This window comes from Paenibacillus sp. FSL R5-0407, from assembly GCF_038009185.1.
In the GTDB taxonomy this organism is placed as follows: Bacteria; Bacillota; Bacilli; order Paenibacillales; family Paenibacillaceae; genus Fontibacillus; species Fontibacillus vini.
Genome location: NZ_JBBPAX010000001.1, coordinates 1,568,471 through 1,593,644 on the forward strand (window position 1 = coordinate 1,568,471; position 25,174 = coordinate 1,593,644).

The 25,174-nt window shown below is 49.4% G+C and carries 22 protein-coding genes; 2 read left to right on the forward strand and 20 right to left on the reverse strand.

The annotated features are described in order from the left end of the window. Window positions 1-68: 68 nt before the first annotated feature. The 3 genes from NYE70_RS07715 to NYE70_RS07725 form a co-directional block, all read right to left on the reverse strand. Complete coding sequence (locus NYE70_RS07715) at window positions 69-1,142, reverse strand: M24 family metallopeptidase (RefSeq protein ID WP_341045582.1); 1,074 nt, start codon at window positions 1,140-1,142, stop codon at window positions 69-71. A gap of 47 nt (window positions 1,143-1,189) precedes the next feature. Next, complete coding sequence (aroQ, locus tag NYE70_RS07720; protein WP_290406141.1) at window positions 1,190-1,636, reverse strand: type II 3-dehydroquinate dehydratase; 447 nt, start codon at window positions 1,634-1,636, stop codon at window positions 1,190-1,192. 129 nt (window positions 1,637-1,765) lie between these two features. After that, window positions 1,766-2,278: a YqhR family membrane protein gene (locus NYE70_RS07725; protein WP_211019609.1), complete on the reverse strand. Its 513-nt coding sequence runs from the start codon at window positions 2,276-2,278 to the stop codon at window positions 1,766-1,768. A 147-nt stretch (window positions 2,279-2,425) separates the two neighbouring features. Here NYE70_RS07725 and NYE70_RS07730 point away from each other — a divergent pair, with 147 nt between their 5' ends. Then, the gene (locus NYE70_RS07730) at window positions 2,426-3,427 is read left to right on the forward strand and encodes a DUF1385 domain-containing protein (protein WP_244861400.1); all 1,002 of its coding nucleotides are present in this window, start codon (window positions 2,426-2,428) and stop codon (window positions 3,425-3,427) included. 7 nt (window positions 3,428-3,434) lie between these two features. After that, window positions 3,435-3,758 carry a hypothetical protein gene (locus NYE70_RS07735; RefSeq protein WP_211019610.1) on the forward strand — a complete coding sequence of 108 codons (324 nt, stop codon included), beginning with the start codon at window positions 3,435-3,437 and terminating at the stop codon, window positions 3,756-3,758. Here the strand turns inward: NYE70_RS07735 and NYE70_RS07740 are convergent. From NYE70_RS07740 to NYE70_RS07820, 17 genes are all read right to left on the reverse strand, one after another. Then, window positions 3,755-4,723: a patatin-like phospholipase family protein gene (locus NYE70_RS07740; protein ID WP_341045583.1), complete on the reverse strand. Its 969-nt coding sequence runs from the start codon at window positions 4,721-4,723 to the stop codon at window positions 3,755-3,757. The genes NYE70_RS07735 and NYE70_RS07740 overlap by 4 nt on opposite strands. Window positions 4,724-4,808: 85 nt before the next feature. Next, window positions 4,809-6,452, reverse strand: coding sequence for a family 10 glycosylhydrolase (locus NYE70_RS07745; RefSeq protein ID WP_341045584.1), 1,644 nt, complete (start codon window positions 6,450-6,452; stop codon window positions 4,809-4,811). A gap of 170 nt (window positions 6,453-6,622) precedes the next feature. Then, the gene (gene mntR, locus NYE70_RS07750) at window positions 6,623-7,048 is read right to left on the reverse strand and encodes a transcriptional regulator MntR (RefSeq protein WP_211019613.1); all 426 of its coding nucleotides are present in this window, start codon (window positions 7,046-7,048) and stop codon (window positions 6,623-6,625) included. A 132-nt stretch (window positions 7,049-7,180) separates the two neighbouring features. Then, the gene (locus NYE70_RS07755) at window positions 7,181-7,894 is read right to left on the reverse strand and encodes a cytochrome c biogenesis CcdA family protein (RefSeq protein WP_211019614.1); all 714 of its coding nucleotides are present in this window, start codon (window positions 7,892-7,894) and stop codon (window positions 7,181-7,183) included. 35 nt (window positions 7,895-7,929) lie between these two features. After that, window positions 7,930-8,733, reverse strand: coding sequence for a metal ABC transporter permease (locus tag NYE70_RS07760; RefSeq protein WP_211019615.1), 804 nt, complete (start codon window positions 8,731-8,733; stop codon window positions 7,930-7,932). Window positions 8,734-8,775: 42 nt separating this feature from the next. Continuing rightward, entirely contained in the window at window positions 8,776-9,564 is a 789-nt protein-coding gene (locus NYE70_RS07765) for a metal ABC transporter ATP-binding protein (protein WP_211019616.1), read from the reverse strand. Between the two features lie 36 nt (window positions 9,565-9,600). Beyond that, a complete protein-coding gene (locus NYE70_RS07770) occupies window positions 9,601-10,659 on the reverse strand; it encodes a metal ABC transporter solute-binding protein, Zn/Mn family (RefSeq protein ID WP_213653978.1) in 1,059 nt (352 codons plus the stop codon). Between the two features lie 152 nt (window positions 10,660-10,811). Beyond that, window positions 10,812-12,818, reverse strand: coding sequence for a methionine--tRNA ligase (gene metG, locus NYE70_RS07775; RefSeq protein ID WP_445323835.1), 2,007 nt, complete (start codon window positions 12,816-12,818; stop codon window positions 10,812-10,814). A gap of 449 nt (window positions 12,819-13,267) precedes the next feature. Further along, window positions 13,268-13,534: a membrane protein insertion efficiency factor YidD gene (yidD, locus tag NYE70_RS07780; protein WP_211019619.1), complete on the reverse strand. Its 267-nt coding sequence runs from the start codon at window positions 13,532-13,534 to the stop codon at window positions 13,268-13,270. Between the two features lies 1 nt (window position 13,535). Next, entirely contained in the window at window positions 13,536-14,000 is a 465-nt protein-coding gene (locus NYE70_RS07785; RefSeq protein WP_211019620.1) for a Fur family transcriptional regulator, read from the reverse strand. Window positions 14,001-14,242: 242 nt separating this feature from the next. Then, window positions 14,243-16,489: a copper amine oxidase N-terminal domain-containing protein gene (locus NYE70_RS07790; protein ID WP_213653976.1), complete on the reverse strand. Its 2,247-nt coding sequence runs from the start codon at window positions 16,487-16,489 to the stop codon at window positions 14,243-14,245. Between the two features lie 229 nt (window positions 16,490-16,718). Then, window positions 16,719-18,347, reverse strand: a complete 1,629-nt coding sequence (nagZ, locus tag NYE70_RS07795; RefSeq protein ID WP_341047541.1) for a beta-N-acetylhexosaminidase — start codon at window positions 18,345-18,347, stop codon at window positions 16,719-16,721. 24 nt (window positions 18,348-18,371) lie between these two features. Beyond that, window positions 18,372-19,970 carry a response regulator transcription factor gene (locus NYE70_RS07800; protein WP_213653975.1) on the reverse strand — a complete coding sequence of 533 codons (1,599 nt, stop codon included), beginning with the start codon at window positions 19,968-19,970 and terminating at the stop codon, window positions 18,372-18,374. Further along, complete coding sequence (locus tag NYE70_RS07805; RefSeq protein WP_211019624.1) at window positions 19,967-21,793, reverse strand: cache domain-containing sensor histidine kinase; 1,827 nt, start codon at window positions 21,791-21,793, stop codon at window positions 19,967-19,969. The genes NYE70_RS07800 and NYE70_RS07805 overlap by 4 nt, the downstream gene beginning before the upstream one ends. Before the next feature lie 95 nt (window positions 21,794-21,888). Then, window positions 21,889-22,716, reverse strand: a complete 828-nt coding sequence (locus NYE70_RS07810) for a carbohydrate ABC transporter permease (RefSeq protein WP_211019625.1) — start codon at window positions 22,714-22,716, stop codon at window positions 21,889-21,891. Beyond that, window positions 22,716-23,600, reverse strand: a complete 885-nt coding sequence (locus tag NYE70_RS07815; protein WP_211019626.1) for a carbohydrate ABC transporter permease — start codon at window positions 23,598-23,600, stop codon at window positions 22,716-22,718. Before NYE70_RS07815 ends, NYE70_RS07810 begins: the two co-directional genes overlap by 1 nt. A 132-nt stretch (window positions 23,601-23,732) precedes the next feature. After that, on the reverse strand, window positions 23,733-25,109 hold the full coding sequence (locus NYE70_RS07820) for an ABC transporter substrate-binding protein (RefSeq protein WP_341045588.1): 1,377 nt from the start codon (window positions 25,107-25,109) through the stop codon (window positions 23,733-23,735). Window positions 25,110-25,174: the final 65 nt, after the last annotated feature.

Sequence of the window (25,174 nt, forward strand, 5' to 3'; positions counted from 1 at the left end):
TCCTCAAGTGGGTTAAACTATTTATTATTAATTTAAAATTACCCATTCCTCAGTATTGCATGACATTCCTAGCCTAAAACGATAAAATCCTTGGTCGACTCCGTCAAACGCCTTACTCCGGTCTCGGTAATTACGACGTCGTCTTCAATCCGAACGCCGCCGAAGCCAGGAATGTAAATACCGGGCTCCACCGTTACAACCATCCCCGGCTGCAATACCGTATCGCTCAGTTTTGACACCCGCGGATTCTCGTGCACTTCCATCCCAAGACCATGGCCTGTACTATGTCCGAACTGGTCGCCATGCCCGTAACGAGTAATTATATCGCGAGCCAGTGCGTCCCCTTCCCGGCCTGTCATGCCTGGACGAAGAAATTCCAACGTGTGAAGCTGTGCTTCGAGAACAATGTCATAAATTTCACGATGCTTCGCGGTGGGTTCACCGATGAACACGGTACGCGTAATATCCGAACAATATCCGTTCATCAACGCGCCGAAATCCAGCGTCACGAATTCGTTCTTTTGAATGACTTTGCCGCTCGCCACCCCATGCGGCATGGCCGAACGTTCTCCTGAAGCGACGATTGTATCAAAGGAAGGGCCTGATGCGCCGTTCTTGCGCATAAAGGTCTCAAGCTCGAGCGCCATGTCCCATTCCGTAACACCCGGTTTAAGCTGTTCGAGCATATGCAGATAGGTCCGGTCGGCTAAATCTGCCGCCGCTTTCATCAAAGACAACTCGCCTTCGTCCTTAAATTGACGCAAGCCTTCCACAAGTCCGGTCACGGGTACCAGCTCGCAAGGCTGCAGCTCGCGCTCGTATGCGCGATAAGTGGAGAATACCACAATATCTTCCTCAAAACCAAGCCGGTTGATGCCTTCTGCGGCAAGAAGCTGCTTAAGACTATCCGTTACGGAAGCACCGTGCTCCACGATTTCAAACCCGGCAGCCTGTTCGGCAGCTTGAGTCATATAACGGAAATCCGTCAACAGAAAAGCTTTATGCATCGTGATCAAAACATATCCTGATGAACCGGTAAAGCCCGTCAAATAGCGGCGGTTCACATCACCGGTAATCCAGACGGCTTCGATGTTCTGAAGCTTCATCGCTTCGCGAAGCCCGATAACACGTGTGCTCGCCATAATTAACTCTCCTTCATGTTCGACTTACAAGCGGTCGCACCGGGCATTCATCCCTGCCGTTGATCCAGATGACGCAGGATCGCCTTCAAGCCCATATCATATCCGAAAGAGCCAAACCCGGCGATCTGGCCCACCGCGATCGGAGCGATCACGGAATGATGCCGGAACTGCTCACGGGCATGGATATTGGACAAATGAATCTCGACGGCCGGGATACCTACCGAGGTAAGAGCGTCCCGAAGCGCATAGCTGTAATGGGTTAATGCTCCAGGGTTGATCAGGATTCCGTCGCAATTCCCGTACGCCGCATGAATCCGGTCGATCAACGCTCCTTCGTGATTCGACTGGTAGAACGAAAGCTCTATTCCATCTTCCTCCGCAAGCTTTTTCAGCCTGTTTTCGATATCGCCCAAGCTTTCGGAGCCATAAATTCCGGGCTCGCGAATCCCGAGAAAATTCAGATTCGGTCCGTTCAGCACTAGGATGCGAAACATCCTGCTCACCCTTCCTGTTCAAAGATACTTCAAAAGAGCTGAAAACCCGGATTTTTTGAACACGCACTGTAAAAATAACCAAAAGTTATTTTATCATAGGTTAGCGGATGTTGAGAAGCTTTTTTGTCCCTATTGAAGTGCACCCTTGGCCTTCCGGGCTCCCTTCGGTTCGCGGGCTCTCTCGTTCGTATACTCTTCGGCCGCCGTATAACCGATGAATAATCCCCATAACAGAAACAGGCAAAATTCACTGAATACCGTATTAAATGACAACTCCCGGATCGGGGAGGTCATTTTCAGCATCGGGCCAAGCAGCAGAAAAATGACAGCCCACCATACGATTCCGTAAATCATACCGGGGAGAGGACCCTTCAGCTTCCTGAAGGCTAATGTATAAATCAGCGTTGCGATGACGGAGAACAAAACAAAAAACAGCCATCCGACATAGTAACCCCGCTGAGTCTGCAAAAATTGATGCTTAAAAAACGGTTCCACCAGATATCCAGGCAGCACAGTCGTGAATTTCAAGTAGTAAAACAGGCCTTGGACAGCCCCCCAAATAAGCCCCGCAAAAATACCGATTTGCAGAGAGAAACGCAACAAGTTTGTACCCTTTTTTCGCTTATTCCGTTGCCGATTCATTTCAATCTTCCCTTCCTTGAAATTCCGATCACATTGCCGATTAGTATGCGCAAATTGAAAAAGACTAAACAAACTAGAATTTGCCCCCAAAGTTCGTTACAATGGATACAGAACTACCTCTATTACTACTCTAGGAAGGTGAATTAGTTGCCTGAGCAATCCACACCAACGATTTATGGCGGCCAAGCCGTTATGGAAGGCGTCATGTTCGGCGGAAAACACGTCAATGTCACTGCAGTTCGCCGCAAAAACGGAGAGATCACCTTCTTGGAAGTTCCCAAGAGTGATAAGAACTGGGTGAAGAAGCTTCGCAAAATTCCGCTAGTCCGAGGTCTGGTCAGCATTATAGACTCCAGCGCCAAAGGCTCGAAGCATTTAAACTATTCGGCCGAAGCCTTGGCGGATGATGAGACCGAACCGGAAGAACGGGCTAAGCAGAAGGAAAAAGAGGAATCCGGCTTTTCTCTTTCGATGATTGTAGGCGTAGCGGTCGTAGGCGTCCTGTCCTTCGTAGTCGGAAAGCTGATCTTTACGCTTGTCCCGGCACTTCTGGAGCAATTCCTCTTCCAGCATGCATTCAGTAATCAGACCCTGCATACGCTGATTGAAGGAGTTATCAAAATAATTCTTCTACTGACTTACCTTTGGATTATTTCACAAACGCCTATGATTAAAAGGTTGTTTCAATATCACGGCGCGGAGCATAAAGTCATCAGCGCATATGAGGCTGGCGAGGAACTGACTCCGGCCAATGTTCAGAAATACAGCCGCCTGCATTACCGCTGCGGCAGCAGCTTCATTATTTTGACGGTCATTGTCGGTGTCATCATTTACTCTTTGCCCATCTTCAGTTGGGACAATGTATGGGAACGGATGTACATCCGGGTATTGCTTCTTCCCGTAGTCATCGGAGTGTCCTTTGAACTGCTTCGCTTTACGAATTCGGTTCGCGACATCCCGGTACTTCGTTACCTCGGATATCCCGGCCTATGGCTTCAGCTTCTGACGACCAAAGAACCAAGCGATGACCAGGTCGAAGTGTCGATCGCTTCCTTCAACCGGATGCGTGAGATTGATGCCGGTATGGAGCAGACTTCGGCTACGGAAACAACGGTCGGTCGTTCTTCCTTGGATCCCGTGAAAGGATGATGCACGCATGAAAAAACAGGCCATTCTATTCTGGATCGTAATCGCACTTGCCGTATTCAACATTTTAGATGGACTGTTTGGCAAAAGGTCTTTGAATCTGGGGAGTGTGCTGGTCCCGCTTGTTCTTGTGGCCATTGTCTTCCTGCTCTATAAATATCCTCCGCGAAAATACAAAAAGACGGCTCCGAAGATCAAGCCGTCAGCCCGTACGATGGCCAAGGTCGCTGCCGAACGCCGTCCGGCAACCGGAGGTAAACGCAAAACCTATCCTTTCCAGGTGATAGAAGGCCAGAAGGGAAAGAATGACGACGATCTTCCGAAATACCACTAAATCAATTTAGCCTGCTGATACTTTATGAACTGTTCTTCGTAATACTGGGCATTCCAGTCCCCGAAGAACCGGTTTCCGGACCTCAGTCCGGATTCATAAAGCAGCAGGCTTTCTTCTTGTCCGATATCGAATTGCGTAGTAGAAATGCCAAGCGTCGGTATTTTTACGGTCCGATATCGGTTGGATTGCTCAATATACCGTTCATCGTGGGCGGACAGCATCGTTTCAACCAGCGCTTGAAGCATGGAGAACGGGCCCCGAATGACATGCGGCTGGTTCGTATTTTTGCCTACCATTTGAAAACCCACGGTCGGAATCAATTTCTCCTCGTTAGGCGACTGGTTGCGGTCAAACAGCCATAAAGGGAAATTGCTGAGAAGACCTCCGTCAACGATATGAAGGAACTGGTCGCTGAACTTCTTTCCTTTAGCCATTTTCGCCGGCAAACGCAGCAATACGGGATCGAAAAAGTAAGGAATACTGCAGCTCATCCGAACCGCTTTGGCCACTTCAAAAGTTTCGGGACGCAGACCGATCTTCGGCAAATCATCCGGGAGCACCAGAATTCTGCCTCCGGTAATATCTGAAGCAATGATCTTTAGCTTGCCCCTCTCCAAATCACCGAACGTTCGAATCCCTTTTGCAAGGAGAATTTGACGTACCCAATCTTCCAAAGCCTCGCCGGAATACAACCCCTTTTTTAACAATACCCGAAATGCCGGGCCAATAATTGCCGTATTAAATATAGGAGATCTCTTCAGAAAACTGGTAAACGAAGTTTCCATAATAATGGTCTTCATCTCTTCAGCGTTATATCCGGCAGCGATGAGAGAAGCCACGATGGAGCCCGATGACGTTCCCGCTACCTGATGAAAGCGAGCTCCATGGCATTCCGCAGCCCGCACGGCTCCGGCCAGTGAGATCCCTTTCACTCCTCCGCCCTCGAACACTCCGTTCATGAGCATAAAAAAACCCCCATCCCACACACAAGTCTAATGCTTATGTATGATGACGGAGGTTGTCAGTATGCTAATTATCGTTGATATGAGCTCAATTTGCAGAGTAGTAGGATTGCAACAGCGGAATAAGTCCCAGCGGATTTCTTCTCAAGTCTTTTGCGCTAAAGAAGATGCTGCCCGAAATTTCCGGGATAGTGCGGTTATATTCAAGCTGATTGATAATTTCTTGTGCATTGCCCCACCCGATTTCCGGAGTGGCCAGCTTATACGGAGCATGGCCGATATAGAGCTTGACGCCCGTACCTCTTACTTCGCCCGCCCACCAGTCGGCAAGAATGTCATAGCGAACTTCTTTACGCGTCAGACTCCAGTAGAGTTGCGGAGTTACGTAATCGATCCATCCGTTCCGAATCCATGTGCGGACATCGGCATAGGTGCTGTCGTAGGCCGATATGCTGGCCTTCGTGTCCGAGCCGGTCACATCGCTCGCTTTGTTGCGCCACACGCCAAATGGACTGATTCCGTAGGAAATGGACGGATCGGCCTGACGCACGCTATGCCCGAGATCCCGGACAAACTCATTGATATTGTCGCGCCGCCAATCGCCTTTGTTGGATATCTTGTTGGCATTATAGCTCTTATAGGTGGTATCATCATTAAATTTCGAGGAGGACGTCTCCCCGGTCGGGTAAAAATAATCGTCCAAATGGACCCCATCGATATCATAGCCCTTTACCACTTCCATGATAGCGTCGATGACATGCTCCCGTGCAGCGGGAATTCCCGGATTGATGTACAGCTTGCCTCCGAATTTAACGATCCAGTCCGGATGCTGCTTCGCTACATGGTTTGCCGGCAATTTGCTGGCATCGCTGCCCGTGCTGGCCCGGAACGGATTGAACCAGGCGTGAAATTCCATGCCCCGCCGGTGAGTTTCCTCAATCAGGAACTGCAGCGGATCGTAACCCGGATCCTTGCCCGCAGTGCCGGTCAGGAATGTGCTCCATGGAACCAGCTTGGACGGGTAGATGGCATCCCCGGAAGGACGAACCTGGACGAATACGGCATTCATCCCCATTCCCTGTAAATCATCCAGTAGTTTAATATATTCGGCCTTTTGGGTTTCCTCTTTTCCGTAGGAGGCTTTGCTAGGCCAATCCAGATTGGAGACGGTCGAAATCCAAGCCCCCCGTAGTTCATCGTTAGTGGTCGGTGGTACCGGTTCGACTGGATTCGCAGGTTCCGGTGGCGGTTCTGTTACCGGCGGTTCAACGATTACCGCATCCGAGGATGTTAGGGAAATCGTCTTCGTCTTTTGATTCCAATCGACTACCAGACCGAGCTGTTCGCTTACGAAACGTAAGGGTGCCATGGTCCGGCCGGCTTTATTCTCCACAGACACTTCAAGCGGAACGGAGTTCCCGTTGACCTGTGCCTTCTTCTGGCCAATTCCGAGCACCAGAAGATTCCCGTCCTTGCGGATTGTGGCCGATTTGGAAGCCGGAGACCATTCCGCCTGGGCCCCCAGGCCTTCGCTGATCACTCGAAGCGGGACCATCGTAACGTTCTCGGCCGCCTTGATGTAAGGAGCGGAATCGCTCGGAAGCAGCACGCCGCCCAGATAGATTTGAATATCGCCGGCGGTGGCAGCTGCAGCGTTGTTCCGGGTTCCCGCAACCGGCCAGATCAGCATCAGAATTAGCAGGGGAATCATCCAAGTACGTAAAAATTTCATCAGTAACCTCCAAATGATGTGATAGACATAATGACTCTACTATCTGTAAACGCTCCCTGTACCGGAAGAGTTGCGCAAAATTTGTATTTTTCAACAACAATTAAAAAAACACCTGTCTCTGGCCGACAGATGCTTTCTCTGATTCACGTATTTTACTAGAAAAGATTATTTCAAGATTCGCCCAGCAGCTCCTGTTGTACTTTCCGCAAATCCTGGGTCCGGGAATCTTCCCGCTTGAAATATTCGACGAGGCCTGCGATGCATGTGATGGAATCCCAGCTTAAATGGTGCTCGATCCCTTCCACGTCCTTATATATGTTCTCATGATCAACGCCGATCATCTCCAAAAATTCTTCGAGCAGTTCATGACGGTCAACGAGCCGTTTTCCGACTTTCTTCCCTTTATTGGTCAGAACCAATCCCCGATATTTCTCATAAATCAAATATTCATCTTTATCCAGTTTCTGAATCATCTTGGTGACGGATGAAGGATGAACCTCCAACCCTTCCGCAATGTCGGAAACCCGGGCATATCCCTTTTCATCAATCAATTTGTAGATACGCTCCAAATAATCCTCCATACTGGGCGTTGGCATCTGGTATAACCTCTTTTCCATGAGTTCACGCGGACCTGCCACATAGGAATCCCGCTACTTGTATAATGATACATGTTATGCTTGTCTGTTGGCAAGTCCGTAACCCCTGCAAGCGGGAGTCCGCCCGGAGAATTAAAACTTCAACCAGTCCGGAGTCAACTGCTGAAGCCAGATTGTAATCTTCGCCATCCGGTTCGTAAATAACAGCACGCCCATCAAGAGCATCAGGGCGCCTCCTATTTTCATCATCAAGCCGGAGTATCGGAGAATCCATTTGGTGGAGCCTACAAAAAACGCCAATACAAAGAAAGGTAGAGCAAATCCGATTGTATATGCCGTAATGAGGCCAATCCAAGTTCCCGGCTCGCTGACAGCGAGCGCGATAATGGCGGCCAGGATCGGACCGACACACGGCGACCAGCCGGCCGAAAAGCCGATCCCGAAAATAAAGGAGCCTATGTATCCCGTCGGCTTAAATTTCAAATTCATTTTCCGTTCGCGCATCAAAAAACGCGGCTGAAAAATCCCAAGCAAAAACAATCCCATCAGGATAATCAGAATCGCGGAAAGCTGGCGAATCAATGCCCGGTTATTGTTGAAAAATTCGCCAAACAGGCCTGCACCGAAACCGAGGGTGTAAAAAACGGCCGAGAACCCTAGAATAAAAGCCAACGTATGGGTCATCGTCCGAAAACGGACCTCACGTTTGTTTTGCTCGGTCTTCAGCGTTTGTACCGACATGCCCGTAATATAAGATAAATAGGATGGGTATAAAGGCAGGCAGCACGGCGAAATAAAGGAGGCAATCCCCGCGCCGAAAGCGACCCAAATATTGATGTCAGCCATAACGACCTCCTGGCAATCTTCTCGTGATTATTGTGTCAGGCGGAAAACCCCTTTTTCCCGATCAGCGTCAAAATGAGCATCGCGATGAGCAGCAGCACAATGGTGGCTCCAGGGGCCAAATTCCAAATCCCCGCCGTCATAAGGCCGGCAACGACGGCAATTTCCGCTATGACAACGGAAAAAATGACCGAGGTTTTGAAGCTCCTGGCGATCAGCAAGCTGCAGGCGGCCGGAATAGTCAGCAGGGCGGAAACTAACAGCGCCCCGACTATCTTGATCGCCGTACTGACAACCAGCGCGGTCATCACGGTGATCAACAGATTAAGCAGTTTCACCGGCAAACCGCTGACCGATGCCGCATCCTCCTCGAACGTAAGCAGGAACATTTCTTTGAAAAAGACCGAAATGATTGCTACGACAACGATAGTAACTGCTCCAACCACGTACAAATCTGTCGTATCCAAGGTATAGATGCTGCCGAACAGGTAACTGACCACATCGTTATTGTAACCCATCCCCAGCGTAAAGAACAGCGAAGCCAGCGCTACTCCCCCCGCCATAATGACGGCGATGGACAGCTCGGCGTAACCTTTATAAGCTTTCCTCAATTTTTCGATCGCAAATGATGCCACGACGGCAAACACGAGCCCTACTCCAATGGGATACACCTCGATGAGAAATCCTAGCGCTACCCCGGCGATCGTCACGTGAGCCAGCGTATCTCCAATCATGGACAGACGCCGCAAAACGAGAAAAATGCCGATCAAGGGAGCCGTAAGCCCGATGAGCAGCCCGCCTGTCAGCGCTCTTTGAAAAAAATCAGCTGTTAAAATTTCCAAGTGTCACATCTCCTATCACTTCAAAAAAAGTGCACATCAACATCATTTACTGGCCAGAGGGACCTGCGCATCTTCCAAAAGGGAGTGCTGCAAGCCCGGAATCTCACAGCTCTGATCATGCGAGTGGCGCACATAAAACTTGATGCCTCCGCAGCGGTCGCGGGGTTCTTTTCCGAGATAACCTTCAATCATTTCAATATCATGGGACACCATCAAGAAGGTCATTTGGTGATGGGCATGCATATGGAATATGAGTTCAAAAAAATCGGCCTGGGTTTGAGCATCGATTCCTACTGTCGGTTCGTCGAGGATCAGCAAATCCGGCTGGTTGATCAGCGCCCGGGCCAAGAATACCCGCTGCTGCTGACCTCCTGACAACTGGCCGATCCGTTTGCCGGCGATATCGACAATGCGCATGACCTCCATCGCTTCTTCGCATTTCTGCTGGTCTGCTTTGCCGACCCGTCTAAACAGCTTCTTGTTGCTGTACAGGCCAGACATGACCACTTCCCGGACGGTAGCCGGGAATAGCGGATTGAATGCATTCTTCTGAGGTACATAACCGATTCGATCCCAGTCCCGGAATTTCCGGATCGGTTCCCCGAACAACCGGATTTCCCCCTGAGTGGGGCGGAGCAGGCCAACCATCATCTTCAGCAATGTCGTTTTGCCGGCTCCATTTGAGCCGATAACACCCATAAAGTCACGTTCCTTGATGACCAGATTGAGATCGGTAATGACCTGCTGATCCTTGTAGGCGAACGAAACCCCGTCCAGCTCGATGATGTTATCATGGCAGTATGCCGCCGGAGCGGCAGTCTCTGATTTCATTAGTCCTCGTCCTTCCGGTTCTTAAAATTCCTCTCTTTATTGTAGAGCGAGAATCAGATTTTGCAAATTGTTCTCCATCAGCGTGAAATAATTGTCTCCCGCTTTCTGCTGTTCCTTGGTCAATCCTTCCACCGGATTCAGTACCAGAGTCTCGACTCCGGCTTCACCCGCCAAAGTTTTAGCAAGTTTATCGGAGACCAGCTCTTCAAAAAAGATATATTTGATATCTTCTTCCTTCACCATCTTGGACAGGGCCACCAAATCCTGCGCTCTCGGCTCGGCTTCAGGCGACAATCCCATAATGGCGTGCTGCGTAAGCCCGTAATCCCGGCATAAATATCCGAATGCTTGGTGGGATACCACGATTTCCTTCTTAGCCGTCTTTGACAGTTCTTCGGTGAATTTGGCATCCAGAGCGTCAAGCTTTTGACTTAGCTCCGTATAGCGTGCTTCATAGTTTTCCTTGTGAGCCGGATCTACTTCAATATAGCTGTTTTTGATATTCTCAGCGATAATTTTGGCGGATTTCGGACTGACCCAGGTATGCGGATCGATGTGATGAGCCGGCACATCACCTGCTTGAGAAGAATCGGCACCGTCTCCGCCTACTTCTTCGTCGTGATGTTCTTCGTCTGCACCATGTTCCTCATGTGTCGCCTCAGTCTCAGTACCTTCATCCCCATGCCCGTGATCATGCCCGTCATCCCCTTCGGCATAAATGAGATCGATGCCCTGGCTGACCTCCACGGTTTTAACGGCGGCATCCTTGCCCATTCCTTTCAGGAAGTTCGGCGCCCACCCTTCCAATCCGGCACCATTGTACAAGAATAGCTGCGCTTTAGAGGTGTTCAGAATATCCTGGCTACGCGGCGTCCAGTCATGGGGTTCTACACCCACGGGCAGCAGGTTAATAACATTGGCGTCTTCACCGCCGATCGCCGTAGCAAATTCATATATCGGGTAAAAGCTGGTTACCACGTTCACCTTGCCTTCCACGATTTCGCCGCCCGCGCTTTTCCCGCAGCCCACCATCAACACCAGCACTGCCGCCAGTGGAAAAATAAGTTTCAAGCCTCTCTTTATGTATAAAGCCATCTCTCTCACTCCTCTTAATCGTAATAATTACAAATATGATTATAGGGTCATATTAAATCAGGTGTCAACCCTCTTTTCTTTTCCATAGACTTATCTTGCCACCGTACACAATAAAAAACCGCCAAGGGTAAGCCCTTGGCGGTAAATCTTCTTTATTTAACAATCGCACCGTTCGGCATCGTGGCCGGTACGGTGGCCAACGTCAATTGATCTCCCTGCGATGCTGCGAGAATCATGCCTTGGGACAGTTCTCCGCGCAGCTTCACCGGTTTGAGGTTGGTCACGCAAATCACTTTGCGGCCGACAAGTTCCTCCGGTTTATAGAACTTCGCGATGCCGGAGACCACTTGCCGCTGCTCGAAACCGAGATCCAGCTGAAGCTTGAGCAGCTTATCGGCTTTCGGTACCGGCTCGCAAGCCAGCACCTCGGCCACGCGCAACTCAACCTTGGCGAAATCATCGATCCCGATTTCGGCCTTCAGCTCCGGCTTGGCGGCAGCTTCTGCCTCCGCAGCCCCGCCTGCCGCGGCAGGCTCAGACGTCGGCTGAGCTTCCGCCGCGGCCGAAGCTGCGGCTCCGCCGGACATCGAGTTCGCGATGAACTCGATTTCAACTTCCGCATCGAGCCGCGGGAAGATCGGCTCGCCCTTGCCAACCTTCGTTCCGGCCGGAACGAGGCCAAACGTCTTGGCGCTCTCCCAGCTCGTCAACTCGCCGGGCGCGAGACCCAGTTGCGCCCAGATTTTGGCCGGCGCCTGGGTCAGGAACGGCTGCAGCAGAATCGAGGCAATCCGAAGCGATTCCACGAGATGGGCCATAACGGAGGCCAACTCATCTTTTTTCGACTCATCCTTCGCCAAAGCCCAAGGCTGCGTTTCGTCGATATATTTATTGGTCCGTCCGATAAACGCGCCAATGGCGGAAAGCGCTACGGAGAACTCCAGATTCTCCATCACTTCCTCCACCTTGACTACCGTCTCTTGCGCAAGCTTCGACAGATCGGCATCGAACGGAGTCACGTTAGGCCGATAAGCCGGAACCTCACCGTCAAAATACTTGCCGACCATAGCGACCGTACGATTGAGCAGGTTGCCCAGATCGTTGGCAAGATCGGAATTCACCCGTTGAACGAAGCTCTCCGGCGTAAACGAACCGTCCGAACCGAACGGCACTTCGCGTAGCAGATAATACCGCGTCGAGTCCAGTCCGTAGCGGTCGATCAGCACGGACGGATCCATAACATTGCCTTTGGATTTGGACATTTTGCCGCCCTTCATCAGAAGCCAGCCATGGCCGAATACCTTTTTCGGCAATGGCAGATCCAGCGCCATCAGCATGATCGGCCAGTAAATCGTGTGGAAACGTACGATTTCTTTGCCCACCAAATGCACGTCCGCCGGCCAATAGCGGTTGAACAATTCATCATGATCCGTTCCGTAACCCAGGGCTGTAATGTAATTGGATAATGCATCGATCCACACGTACACCACATGCTTCGGATCGCCCTTGACCTTCACGCCCCAGTCGAACGTAGTCCGCGAAACGGCCAAATCCTCAAGACCCGGCTTGATGAAATTGTTGATCATTTCATTTTTACGGGATTCCGGCTGGATAAAGCCCGGATTCTCTTCGTAATACTTCAACAATCGATCCACATAGTTGCTCATCCGGAAGAAGTAGCTCTCTTCCTTCACCAACTCAACCGGACGTCCGCAATCGGGACAGTTGCCGTCAATCAGTTGACGCTCCGTAAAAAAGGACTCACAAGGCGTACAATACCAGCCTTCGTATTCCCCCTTGTAGATGTCACCCTTTTTAAGCAACCGGTCAAAAATCTCCTCAACCACTACCTTGTGGCGCAGTTCGGTCGTACGAATGAAATCGTCGTTGGAAATATCGAGTTTTTTCCAAAGATCCTTAATACCCGCCACGATATCATCGACAAACTTCTGCGGCGTTTTTCCGGCTTCTTCAGCTTTCCGTTCAATCTTTTGGCCGTGCTCATCCGTACCTGTCAGGTAGCGGACATCATATCCCCGAAGCCGTTTGTAACGAGCGATGGCATCCCCGGCAACCGTAGTATAGGCGTGCCCGATATGCAGCTTGTCACTGGGATAATAAATCGGGGTTGTGATGTAAAATGTCTTTTTGTCTGACATCATCTTCATCTCCTTTTTGAACACACACTTTTTAAAACAAAAAACTCCCGTCCCATTCATGGGACGAGAGAGTTCTCACGTGTTACCACCCAAATTCCCCGCCGCTTTGCAGCGAACGGGCTCAGCCGGTCAGTTACTGACCCTCCTTTAACGCCGGATGCCGCGCCGCCCCCTTATCGTCAATGTTCCTATAGAACAAGACGGCTCGAAGGCAGATTCTCCCGGACCATCTTCCAAGACCGTTCCAGACCGGTTTGCAGCTACCCCGGCTCTCTGTTGCTGGACCTGATGCCCTGTACTTATCCGTTCATCGAATTGAATGTTATGATCTAATATTAAGAAAAGACAATATCTCTGTCAAGCCGCCATATACAGCACTGCTATCACCGGCTTATTTCTCCATCCCGAATCTATCTCGTGACCGGCTCCTGAAAAGAACCAGGTCATGATTATTGTCGATCATCGAGGTCCGGAACCGGTTCCCCTTTTTGTCGCTTCGGCGGTACCGGATCAAGCCCTCCCGGATGAAAGGGATGGCATTTCGAGATCCTGACCGCAGCCAGCCAGGAACCCTTCAACGGTCCGTGAACCTCGATTGCCTCCAGCGCATAGGCGGAACAAGTCGGATAAAATCGGCAGGTCGGCGGCTTCAGTGGAGAAATGAATTTACGGTAGAAGCGAATCGGCCCCTGAAATGTCTTGCGTGCAAGGCCCATCTTACTTCCCTCCGCTTTGCTGGACGACCTTCTCTTGCTCCCCGGCCCCGTCCTTTCTGCAATCCTTACAATAGCCGAAAACTTCAAATTTATGCTTCACCACTTGGAACTCGTCCGGCGCATCCGTGAGCGGCATCGGGCAAAAGTGGATCGGGTATGTTTTTTGACACTGCAAACATATTAAATGATGATGATGATGTCCTTCGCTGCTGCAGCTTGCCCGGAACTTAAGACCGTCTTCAAAAACGATCTGTTCAATAGCTCCAAGCTCCTCCATCACTCTCAGATTACGGTACACTGTATCAAAACTGAGCCCGCTGTACTGCTTGCACATATATTCATATACGTCCTTCGGCGTCAAATAACCGTCCCGCTCGGCAAACAGTTTAGCCAGACTTCTGCGCTGATCGGTAATCCGCAAGCCCTGGGCGGACATCACGGCTATGATTTCCTCTGTCGACAGCATGCGACATTCCTCCCGTCATAAGCCTTCCATGAATCTCTTCTAAAGGTAGTTCAAAAAGTCATCAATTCAAGATGAACACATCTTTAATAATGAACCAAAATGATCTCTCCGTCAATGAACCGGAGAGCGAGCCGGAAAGCGGCCCCGATAAGTAAACAAACCCAGTTCGTGTTTGAGTTTCCCAGTAAAAAAAGTCCGGGACAAGGTCCCGGACTCTATCCTAGCGCGCTAAGGCGCTGGTCTTAAGGCTGTTTTACTTCCGGCAATGGCTGGAAGAGCAGATTGACGGACAGATTGCTGCCCGGTGCCGCTGTAAACAGGAATTCTACGGTCTGTTCCCGGTCTCCGGACCGGAACAGCACGCTGTTCTCATTCGGCGCACTCAAACCGCTGCTCAGGGCAACCGGAACGATGTTTCCGTTGACCATGATATTACCGGTATAGAATCCGCCGCGCGGATTAAAGGTAATCAAAGTATTTGGAGCTACACGATACAGCTTGATGGTGTATACAACGCCGAAGTTACCGGCATTAAGTTTGTATTCTCCGGTCGGTCCATCTTCTCCAACCAGGAACGGATCGCTTGAATTGTCCCCAATCAGGAGTCGAACCGGTTTAGTACCGATCAGATCGCCATATTCGATATGGCGCGTTGCATCGCTGTACGTCCCGCGGTTGTGGATATCCGAAGGAAGCACGCTCAGATATGGAAGGTACACAAACGGATCCTTGCTTGAGTCAATCATGATCACGTCATATTGAAGCGTATGGTCACTGTACAGATCCGCAAACAGGGAAATTACTTCTCCCTGCTTCATGGCCGTTGCACTCAGGTCGTTAAGAATGATTTTGCTCTCGCCCGGTGCAATCCACATATCCTTGTATTTGCTGCCTGTCTGCATCGACTGATAATAACGCTCTACCGACGCCTTACCCACCCCAGTCGCATACTGGTTAGGTCCTGCGAATCCGAAATTGGTCTGCGTTAAACGGGCGGTTTCGGTCGTATTTTTGTTCGTTGCGATCACATACATCTTAACGTTCTTGCCTGTAGCATTTGCGTGATGGATCATAAAGCGGGTATCCCCGATCGCCGATTCTCTGTACACAACCCCTTCGGAGAATACTGTTTCCGGGCTGTTACTACGGATCAGCGTCGTAGAATCTGAAGTAAACGTATAGTTTACTTTCTCCCAGGTAGGAACCTGAGTACCGTCAAAAGCATATTTATCGCCGACCGGCGTGAATATTTTGTTAAAATCATCTCGAGTGTACAGCGTTTCATTCGTGATCGTAATCGTCTTCTCAATCGAAGAAGTCAATCCGAATTCGTTGGTTACGGTTAATTTGATAGATACGGGACCCGGTGAAAAGAAAGCCAGTTGCTTGTTCTCCCAATCCCGGTCCTTGATACCTACTTCATCCGTACTGAGATCGTTATAAGTAATAAGTTCGCCCATTTTGTAAGTATCTTTATCTGTAGTGAAGTTAGCTACTGGAGGCGTATGCGGCTTCCTAACGTTCACTGTCAGCGAGAACGGATCGCTCCACTGGCCGCTGGAGTCTTGAACCCGGTAAGTTACGGTATAGGCCCCAGGAGTCATATACATTTCTTCGCGGCCGATCCACTCTTCATTAACGATTTGCAATCCAGAAGGAGAGTAGGCGTTCGTTAAATACTGAACTTGAGTTTCTCCGGAAATGACCTCTTTGTTCCCGATCGAGAACGAAGCGATCGGTTTCGTCGAGACGCTCACAATAACCCGTTTTCCTTTTTGATCCCATTCATAAGGCATGTTCAATGCTTTTGTAATGGCCGTCAGCGGAACCATGAAATTATTTTTGGCGGAATAAGAAGTACCGCTCATTTTCGTCGTAACGCCGTTCACTTTGTAATTGGAAGCATTCACTTTAAAACGAAGCTCATCGGCTCCCCGTTGAATAATCGTTTCTTTCGTTTTGTTATCGTAAGAAATTTGAAGTCCGGCGCGTTCAACGATAGCGCGGATCGAGACGTAGGATACTCCCTTTTTAACTTCCATCGGATAACCGGCGAGATATTCCTTACCGTTTTGATACATCTTTTTGCTGTCCATCATCAAAATGAGCTGTCCGGCACCGGTGCCGTTCGACAAACTATTAGTCGAAGGCGTGGTTGTCGTGGTACTTCCTCCGGTAACAGTGCTGTCTGTCCCTGTACCTTCCTGCTCGTTCCCGGGAACAGTGGTTCCACCGTTTTCCTCGGTTACTTGACCTTCAACCTGTCCTTCGGTTTGGCCTTCAACCTGGCCTTGATCCGGATTCACCGTTTCACCCGTTACAGCGTTTGGGTCCTGGTTTCCGTTAGCCGGATTATTCACCGTCTGTCCGGATACGTTCGCCTCGCTCGGGGGGGTATTCGGGACAGCCTCTTCCGCACTGGCGGGAAGGACCATCGCTACTTGCGAAGCCGCTAAAAATGTTGCAATAACCAATCGTTTGAAATTCATGCTAGACTCCTTCTCTACTCCCATTTTATAAATTCTCTCATCATTCGCACATACTATTAAACGCGCAAATTCGGGAAAAGTTGCTACTAATATCATAGCAATGTAAAATTAAATCCCCTTGGCATCTTAGAGCCGTCTTCTAAAAATATACTATCCTAAACTCAAAAAAAACCGGCATCCCTGCGCCAAAGCGAGAGATGCCGGTTTTTGCTTAAATTTCGGATTACAATTATGACAATCCGTATCCTACTGGATACCGGTCATTTAGACCTACAGGGAGTTTCCCAGTGGGTGCGAGCTTGCCGGTCAGCACTTTAGCCAGCGCATCCAGGGAAAACGACCGGTTCTCGTACAGGCAAAGATAGGTTCCCGTATCCGGGAAGGCATTGATATCATACGGATTTCGTGTCGAAACCACGATGACCTTGGACCCGTGAGCCCGGTTCAAAGCTTCGATTAACCGGGACTGCCCTTCCGGAATTTCCCCTTCCGCCGTATAAGTGACGACGACGATTTGCTCATAATCGGCGCTTTGCTTCAGGGCCGCAAGAATTTCTTCATCGTCAGGGTGCGTCCCTATCACGGATAACACGACTCCATCCCCGTAAGGCCGCAGGGCATCCGCCAAATTATACCGGTGTACCGCCGGTTCATCCACTTCTGTCCGGTGTCGAAGTTCCGGCCAAATGACGAGTACCGGTTCGGCGCAGTTCAGCGGCAGGTTCCCTTCATCCTTGACGAGCGTAACGCTGCCTTCGGCGATCTTGGCGAGCAGCGCTCCGCTTTCCTCCGAAGGAGTCAACGGAACAGGGACAAACGCCGGGTCCCCACCATAAGAACTCGCAGATCCAGCAAGACGCTTCGCTTTTAATCCTAGCACCCGTTCCACGGACTGGTCGATCCGCTCCTCACTAAGACGTCCGCTCAAGACAGCCTCGCGGACCGCTTCGATTGCTGCGATCTGATCACTCAACGTGTGGCTCACCAGAACGATGTCCGCGCCAGCTTCGATCGCCCGCACCGCACCTTCCGGAATCCCGCAAGATTTGGAAATAGCGTGCATTTCCAGGCAGTCCGTTACAATGACACCGTCATAGCCGAGCTCATCTCTTAGGAGATCGGTAAGAACACGGCCGGACAGGGTAGCCGGTATTTCCTCCGGCTCAAAAGCCGGAAAAATGACGTGAGCCGTCATAATAGCGTCAACCCCTGCGCTAATCGCTTCCCGGAACGGAAGCAGCTCGATACAGCTCAAGCGTTCCTTGTCATGCGGGACTACGGCGAGTCCCCGATGGGAATCCACGGCCGTGTCTCCATGCCCCGGAAAGTGCTTGGCGGTCGCGATGACTCCGGTTTGCTGATACCCCCGGATCGCTGCGTTACCATGCTCCGCCACTTTCACAGGATCTTCTCCGAACGATCTGACGCCAATGACCGGATTGGACGGGTTATTGTTGACATCGATGCAAGGCGCGAAATTAAAATTAATCCCGAGCGCAAGCATTTCTTTGGCAGCCAAGATCGCCGCTTCCTCCGTCAATCCGGCATCCCCAGCAGCCCCCAGCGTCATATTGCCCGGAATCCGGCTCATTCCCTCATGGTCCAAGCGCGCAACCATGCCGCCCTCCTGGTCGATGGAGATAAACAACGGAAGCTCCGGATTGTTGCGTGGAAGCACCTGCAAACTAGCGGACAATGCGGCAAGCTGCCGCACCGATTCCACGTTTCGGCGGAAATAAACCGTTCCGCCGATATGGTAATCCTTCGTTAATGTTTTGATCTGCTCGTCGGCCTCAAGCCCGTGAAAGCCGCAAATAAACAGCTGACCGATTTTTTCTTCTAAAGATAATTTGGACATTTTCAAACCCATCACCTTCTTTGCTCAAGATACGGACGATTCCTTGATTCGGAATTCCGAAGGAGTCATCCCAGTGTACTTCTGAAACACCTTAGTGAAGTAACGCCGCTCCTGATAGCCAACCACGGAGCCAATTTGAGTAACCGACTTGTCACTGCCGCTTAGCAGACATTTAGCCATCTCGACGCGCTGTTTGGTCAAATATTCGACAAAAGTCTCTCCGAAATGATTCTTAAACAACAAGCAGAAGTAGCTGCAACTAATCCCGAGATACTCGGAAATGTCCTCGATGCCAAAATCGTCGCCCAAATGATGTTGAATATAATTTTGCGCGGACATCATCAGCGTCTCCGAGGACTTCTTGGTTGAAAGGGATTCCCTGGAGCGGTCCAGCATGGATACGACAAGAGACATTAAGTCCTTCAAGCTAAGCGATTCCTGCAATTTGAGCCAAACTTCTTTTTCTTGGTCGCCTGACAGCATTTGCAGCTCGCGCATCTCCCGGAGCAGGTGAATCAGCAGGTAATGCAGCAGCTTTTCCGCCGCCCGGTTTTCCGACGAGTGACCTACATAATACTTCAGTTCCGTAACGACTTGAACCAGCAGTTCATGACTTCCGTTTCTGAGGCCGCTTCCGATTTGTTCAATAAACCGCCATTGGGAGCCTTCCTCATTCGAATGAGCTTCGGTCGATTTTGCAAAGATCTGGTCAGCATCCAAGAACCACTCCTGCGGCGGGCTTAAAATGAGCATCTGCTGCATGCGCTGGTAAATGAAGGACATCTCGGTTACACCGACCGGATTTTGCTCCAAACACATCCGGATCAAGATGCCTTCCTTCTCGCTGACGATTCCTTGCAGTTGATCATAGCCCGGCTTCAGATCATCCCTTGTAATCTGCTCTTTCCCCAAGGAATGAAAAATGAGACACCATTCCCCTTCTCTTACCTGCAAAACCGTATACTCCTTAATTATCGGTTTAAACAGATCTTTCAACAGGTTTTTGATATGCAGATTCCAAGCTTTACGTTCGTGCAAAGTCCAGGATATCGACCTGTGGGCGTAACCCTCCAGATCCAGGAGCAGCACCCCGCGATAATTCCGTTCGCCGGCCCGCTCCTCTTCATCCCACAATACGCCTTCTTCTTCCGTCTCCTGTCCCAATAAAGAATGAAGCATATAGTTCTCATTAGCTAAAGAGGCCACACGGTTTAAACGCTGCTCTTTGCTTCGCTTCTTCCTATTCTCCATTATCTGGTCTGCGATCTTCTTTACGATCTCTTCCAGTTCAAAATAATTAATCGGCTTGCAAATATAATCCCTGACTCCATACCTGATACCGGTGCGCGCATACTCAAATTCCTGATATCCCGTCAGGAGCAAGATTTCGCTGTCGAGACCTTCTTCGCGCAGCTTCTGAATCAGCGTCATTCCATCCATGATCGGCATGCGGATATCGCATAACACCAAATCAGGCCGGTGCTGGATTGCCGCTTCTAACGCCTCTACGCCGTTTTTGGCCAACCCGACAATCTCGAATCCCATGGCTTCCCAAGGAAGAACCTTGGATAAGTTGTTTAAAATATGAATCTCATCGTCAACCAGCAATGCCTTCAGTTTCATATTTTATCACCCAATTCATATTTTGGAATTACGCACTGGATCACTGTTCCGTGCCCAGGCTGCGAGCAAATGAATAGTCCGTATTTACTGCCGTATTGGAATCTTAGCCGATCGAAGACGCTTCTGAGTCCGAGTCCACGTCTCTCATGGCTTGGATAGGCTTTGGCGGTTTGCAGATCCAGTTCGGGGTCCGCATATTGTATGGAAGACAGCTGCTCGTTCGACATCCCGATACCGTTATCCTCCACTCTCAGCAATATCCGGTCTTCTTCAAGGATTCCCGTTACCTTGATCATCCCTTTATAATTAATGCCTTCAAACCCATGCTGAATGCTGTTCTCTACCAGCGGTTGCAGCGTCAGCTTCAACAGCATGCAATTTCTCATCTCTGCCGGGAGATCGATTTCGTATTCAAACAATTCTTCGAACCTGAATTTTTGGATCTCCAGATAACTGCGCAAATGCTCGATTTCCAAACCAAGCGAGATTTCTTCCTTGTCCTGGATACTAATTCTCAGAATACTCGCGAGTCTCAGCACCATCTCACTCACTTTTCGCCCTTCATTTTGAACCGCCAATACATTGATCGACTCCAGCGTGTTGAACAAAAAATGAGGCTTGATCTGCGCCTGTAGTACTCGAAGCTCTGCATTCGCTTTTTGCAGCTGCTCTCTTTTTACCTGATCGAACAATTCGTTAATCTTATCCATTTGGCTGTTAAACCCTTGCTGCAGCAGGAGCAGCTCATCATCGCCCTTTTCATCCACCCGTGCATTCAAATCGCCGCTCTCCACTTTTCTCATGAATCTGACAATGACCCCAATAGTTCCGGTAATCCGGTTCATGAAAAACACGTTAAAGAGCATAGCCGTTAGCACGCATACGAGGATAATAGCCACAAACCATTTGGCAAAGGTCGTTACCTCTTGGGACAAGTAGTGCCATGAAGTGACGGATACCAGCTTCCAAGGATATTCCTTCAAATTGTAAATCGAAATAACGCTCTCTTCCCCGTTGAACTTCCCTTTAAAGCTGAGGGAGTCGCTCGTTAGCGCCAGTTTTTTTTGAATGGAAGGCTGCAAGGTCTGTCCGTTGAGCTCCGAATGAAAATCATAGAGAACCTTCCCGTCGTTATTCACCAGAAAGAAACGGGTGTCTTGCATTTTACTTCCCAGCGTTAAGTTTTGGAAAATCTTCTCGAATTCCCAGTTCTTAATCTGTACGACCAGCACCCCTACACGTTTGAAACTGTCCAAGTCCTTAATCAGCCGAATTTGTGTGAATACATTATCCGAGCCGGTCAGTTCCGGATATTCGTGAGGCGCGATCCATCTTGGAATCCCGTTCAACTTCATAACTTCGCGATACAAAGGATGATCCTTGAATTGCTCATAGGGCAGAGTCTCAAAGTTTTCCTTATTGAAGATGGTGATCACTTTGGAATCCTTATAACCATGAACATTGTACAAAAAAGCATAATCAATGGCAGGATGGTTGTATAACAGGGAACGAAAATTCCGCTGGTTAGCATTCAGTTCTAATTGATTGGCAGCAGCATCCGTCAAATCCTGCGAATCCGGGTCCTGGGATACCAACGCTTCCTGAAAAACGCCTTTGGCAATCCCGTTGTCCGTCACGTTATCCAATTCATGGAAGATATTCTTGATGCTATAGCCGATCGCCTTCAGCGAATATTCGGTCTGCTCACTGTAATTTGTCTCAATCGATCGGAACGTTACCAGAAAAGTGATGATTCCCAGGATGAACAATGGAATAATGACTAGCCCCAGAAACGCCGTAAACAGTTTGATTCGCAGATTCATTGGATGTATTCTCCCATACCGGATTAGTGCGTGGACAATCATATAATAACAATAGTATTTTAATATATTATCCTATGATCTTGAACCCGCCACTATTATCCTTTGACACTGCCTGCCGTAACTCCTTCAATAATCTTTTCCTGAAGAATTGCGTAGATAATCATAACCGGCAGTACGCTGAAAATAATCCCTGCGGACATTTGCGCATAGTTGGTATTGTAGGCGTCTCTGAAACCTACCATCCCTACAGGCAGCGTTCTTAACTCTTCGCTGGACAGGAAATAGTTGGCTAGCAAGAATTCGTTCCAGTTACCCAGGAAGTTGATGATGAAGACTGTAACGATCGCCGGCACCGTAAGCGGGATAATAATTCTCGCAAACAGCCCTGCCGAACTTAGTCCGTCAATGACAGCAGCCTCTTCAATTTCCCCCGGGAGCGAACGCATAAACGCCGCCAGAATAATGACAGAGAACGGAATGGCGTTGGCTACATAAGGTAAAATAAGCGCCATATGCGTATCCAAAATATCCAGTTTTCTCATGATTCCATAAATCGGAAGCAGTAAGGAGTTGTTCGGAATCAGCATCCCCAGCAAGATCAGCTGGAACACGACGGCACTGATTTTGTTGTAGCGCATCCGGGTAACCGCAAAGGCCAGCATCGCCGCAAACAGAATCGATAAACACGCGGAAAGGACACCGATGTACAAGCTGTTAAAGAAGTATGTGCTGATCTTAGCATTGACCCAGGCGTTAATATAATTGTCAAACGTAATGGAGCCCGGGAGGCCGAACGGATTCGAAGCGATATCCTGGTTGTTCGTTTTGACGGATGAGAAGAGCACGAACAGGAACGGATACAGGATGACGAGCAGGTAGGCCATAAGGAAAATGTGCGGAATCGTTTTTTTGAGTGCTCTCATCAGTATTCAATCCTTTCTGTCCGTTTGGAGATCAACACTTGATACAGTACCGTAATGATGATCGTGAATATGAAGATCAGAACGGCAATAGAGTTGCCAAAGCCATGTCTAAAGCTTGTGATGGCATACCGGATCATGTAAGTAGCCATAACGTCAGTCGACCCGGCAGGTCCGCCCTTCGTCATAACGAGAACGATATCGGCAGCCTTCATGGCACCAGCGATGGACAGCATGATAACAACGGAAATAATCGGCATAACGAGCGGAATCGTAATTTTCGTAGCTCTTTGGAAGCCGGTCGCTCCATCAATTGCAGCCGCTTCTTCCAGCTCTTTCGGAATGGCCAGAATCGCGGCCAACACCATAACAATGTAGAAACCTGTCCATTGCCAAGCGTTCGTAATCAGAATCGATATCATCGCCCAGTTTTTGTCGGACAGCCAATAGATCGGAGATACCCCGAATACGCCTAAAATTTTGTTGGCGAGGCCAAAGTCCGGATTGTAGATAAAGCCCCACAAAATCCCGATAACGGCCGTTGACATGATCGACGGCATAAATACCGCGGTCTTATACAAGCCCTTGAATTTCTTGACGTTTGCAATGAGCAAGGAAAAGATGACGATCAAAGGGACCTGAACCAAGCAGGAAAACAAAATGAAGTAAACGTTATTTTTAACGGATTTCCAAAATGCGACATCATGGAAGGCTGTTACAAAGTTGTCGAAGCCGATATAAGTAATATTTTTGGATATTCCGTTCCAGCTCGTAAAACTGTTATTGACCGCCGTAAACACCGGGTAGATGAAGAAGGCAAGAAACAGTACGAACGCCGGGATCACAAATATCAGATAGATCAGCGGATTTCTAAGCGCTTTATTCATGATAAACCTCCGTAGCTTATGCAGGATTAACTTCGTGCTACATTTTATTTAAGATGTTAGTTCTTAATTTAGTGGAAAAGGACGCCCCCACATACTTGAGACGGGTGGCGCCCTTTCGTCATTTGCTAAAGATTATTGCCCAGCCGCATTAGCCGCATCTTGAGCTGCCTGTACATTTTCCAGCATTTTCGCCGGTTCGATTTCCCCGCCGATAATTTGTTGGATACCCATGCTAAGCGCCGTATTCACTTCCGCTTGTACAAGGGCGTCGAACGCTGGGAACGAAGTTCCGATTTCGCTGACAGCCTTGAAGATATCTTGCATGAGCGGGTCATCGGACGTAGTTTTCATTTGCTCCAGATCCATCTTCATGGCAGGGAGCACACCGTCTTCTTTCAGACCGCGAAGCTGCATTTCGTCTGTCCACATGTTCTTGATGAATTCTTTAACCGCTTGCATTTTGCGAGGATCTTCAGCAACTGCACTGGAGAAGCCGTAACCGTTGTTAGCGTCCTGCATAACTACAACCGGATCGCCTGCATTAACAGGAGGCATATTGAAGTATCCGATTTTGCCAACCATGTCGCCGGCTTGTTCAGCGTCTCTGAACACCGAGTTAGCCCACGAACCGTCCATCATCATGATCGCTTCGCCAGTAACGATTTGGTTTCTCATGTCGGCGTATTCAAAGCCGAGTTCGCCTTTTTTGTAGTAGCCTTTGTCAACCCATTCCTTATGCTTAGCTACAGCTTTAACCACGTTTTCATCCGTCCACTTGGTTTCGCCTGATTTGAAGCCATAAGTGATTTCAGGTCCTGCATAGTAAGACCACAGATTGTTTGTTGTCATCAATGGGATCCAAGCATCCTTCGAAGATTGAGCGAAAGGAATTTTGCCGTCTGCTTTGATCGTTTCGGCAAGCTTATCCAGTTCATCCAGCGTCGCAGGCACTTTCAGACCTTTTTGTTCAAAGTACTCTTTATTGTAGAAGAAACCTTCGATGGATCCCCCGATCGGAAGACCGTAAATCTTACCGTCAAGAGTAAATGGTGCCAGTGTAGTAAATTTGTCTTTGAGGCCCAGCTCATCCAAAATCGGAGTAATGTCGAGCATCAAACCTTCTTTGGCATATAGCGCTGCATCCGGGCTGCCGAATACGTCGAATACTTCCGGCGGTTTCCCTGCTGCCATCTCGCCTCTCAGCTTCTCTTTCCGGTTGACTTCGGAATCAACGGCATCAAGCTTGATCGTCAAGCCTGGTACTGCGTCTTGGGTCTGTTTAACCACATCTTCGAGCAATGCAAGACGGAATTTCTTGGACTCCCCTACTTGTGTGTGGCGAATGGTGATTTCGAACGGCGAATCATCCACCTTTGCCGCTTCACCATTGTTTGTCGCCTTTTGGCCTTCGTTTGCGGGTGTGTTTTTATTGTCGGATTTACCGCACCCAGCGAGCATTGCGGACGCTACGAAAATCAGCGTCATTAGCAGCATCAAACTTTTCTTCATATTTCTAAGACCCTCCTCAAGAGCAGTTTGTGTTACATCTTTATTATAGAAAGCGCCTCCAATTC

Excerpts from the sequence above, each read along its gene's own strand:
- NYE70_RS07735 (WP_211019610.1), top strand. The coding sequence starts at position 3,435 with ATGAAAAAACAGGCCATTCTATTCTGGATCGTAATCGCACTTGCCGTA.
- yidD (WP_211019619.1), bottom strand. The coding sequence starts at position 13,534 with ATGGGCCTTGCACGCAAGACATTTCAGGGGCCGATTCGCTTCTACCGT.
- NYE70_RS07740 (WP_341045583.1), bottom strand. The coding sequence starts at position 4,723 with ATGCTCATGAACGGAGTGTTCGAGGGCGGAGGAGTGAAAGGGATCTCA.
- NYE70_RS07805 (WP_211019624.1), bottom strand. The coding sequence starts at position 21,793 with ATGAATCTGCGAATCAAACTGTTTACGGCGTTTCTGGGGCTAGTCATT.
- NYE70_RS07715 (WP_341045582.1), bottom strand. The coding sequence starts at position 1,142 with ATGGCGAGCACACGTGTTATCGGGCTTCGCGAAGCGATGAAGCTTCAG.
- NYE70_RS07770 (WP_213653978.1), bottom strand. The coding sequence starts at position 10,659 with ATGGCTTTATACATAAAGAGAGGCTTGAAACTTATTTTTCCACTGGCG.
- NYE70_RS07815 (WP_211019626.1), bottom strand. The coding sequence starts at position 23,600 with ATGAATAAAGCGCTTAGAAATCCGCTGATCTATCTGATATTTGTGATC.
- NYE70_RS07725 (WP_211019609.1), bottom strand. The coding sequence starts at position 2,278 with ATGAATCGGCAACGGAATAAGCGAAAAAAGGGTACAAACTTGTTGCGT.
- NYE70_RS07810 (WP_211019625.1), bottom strand. The coding sequence starts at position 22,716 with ATGAGAGCACTCAAAAAAACGATTCCGCACATTTTCCTTATGGCCTAC.
- aroQ (WP_290406141.1), bottom strand. The coding sequence starts at position 1,636 with ATGTTTCGCATCCTAGTGCTGAACGGACCGAATCTGAATTTTCTCGGG.
- NYE70_RS07790 (WP_213653976.1), bottom strand. The coding sequence starts at position 16,489 with ATGAATTTCAAACGATTGGTTATTGCAACATTTTTAGCGGCTTCGCAA.
- mntR (WP_211019613.1), bottom strand. The coding sequence starts at position 7,048 with ATGCCAACGCCCAGTATGGAGGATTATTTGGAGCGTATCTACAAATTG.
- NYE70_RS07820 (WP_341045588.1), bottom strand. The coding sequence starts at position 25,109 with ATGAAGAAAAGTTTGATGCTGCTAATGACGCTGATTTTCGTAGCGTCC.
- NYE70_RS07745 (WP_341045584.1), bottom strand. The coding sequence starts at position 6,452 with ATGAAATTTTTACGTACTTGGATGATTCCCCTGCTAATTCTGATGCTG.
- NYE70_RS07800 (WP_213653975.1), bottom strand. The coding sequence starts at position 19,970 with ATGAAACTGAAGGCATTGCTGGTTGACGATGAGATTCATATTTTAAAC.
- NYE70_RS07765 (WP_211019616.1), bottom strand. The coding sequence starts at position 9,564 with ATGAAATCAGAGACTGCCGCTCCGGCGGCATACTGCCATGATAACATC.
- NYE70_RS07785 (WP_211019620.1), bottom strand. The coding sequence starts at position 14,000 with ATGCTGTCGACAGAGGAAATCATAGCCGTGATGTCCGCCCAGGGCTTG.
- NYE70_RS07755 (WP_211019614.1), bottom strand. The coding sequence starts at position 7,894 with ATGGCTGACATCAATATTTGGGTCGCTTTCGGCGCGGGGATTGCCTCC.
- metG (WP_445323835.1), bottom strand. The coding sequence starts at position 12,818 with ATGTCAGACAAAAAGACATTTTACATCACAACCCCGATTTATTATCCC.
- nagZ (WP_341047541.1), bottom strand. The coding sequence starts at position 18,347 with ATGTCCAAATTATCTTTAGAAGAAAAAATCGGTCAGCTGTTTATTTGC.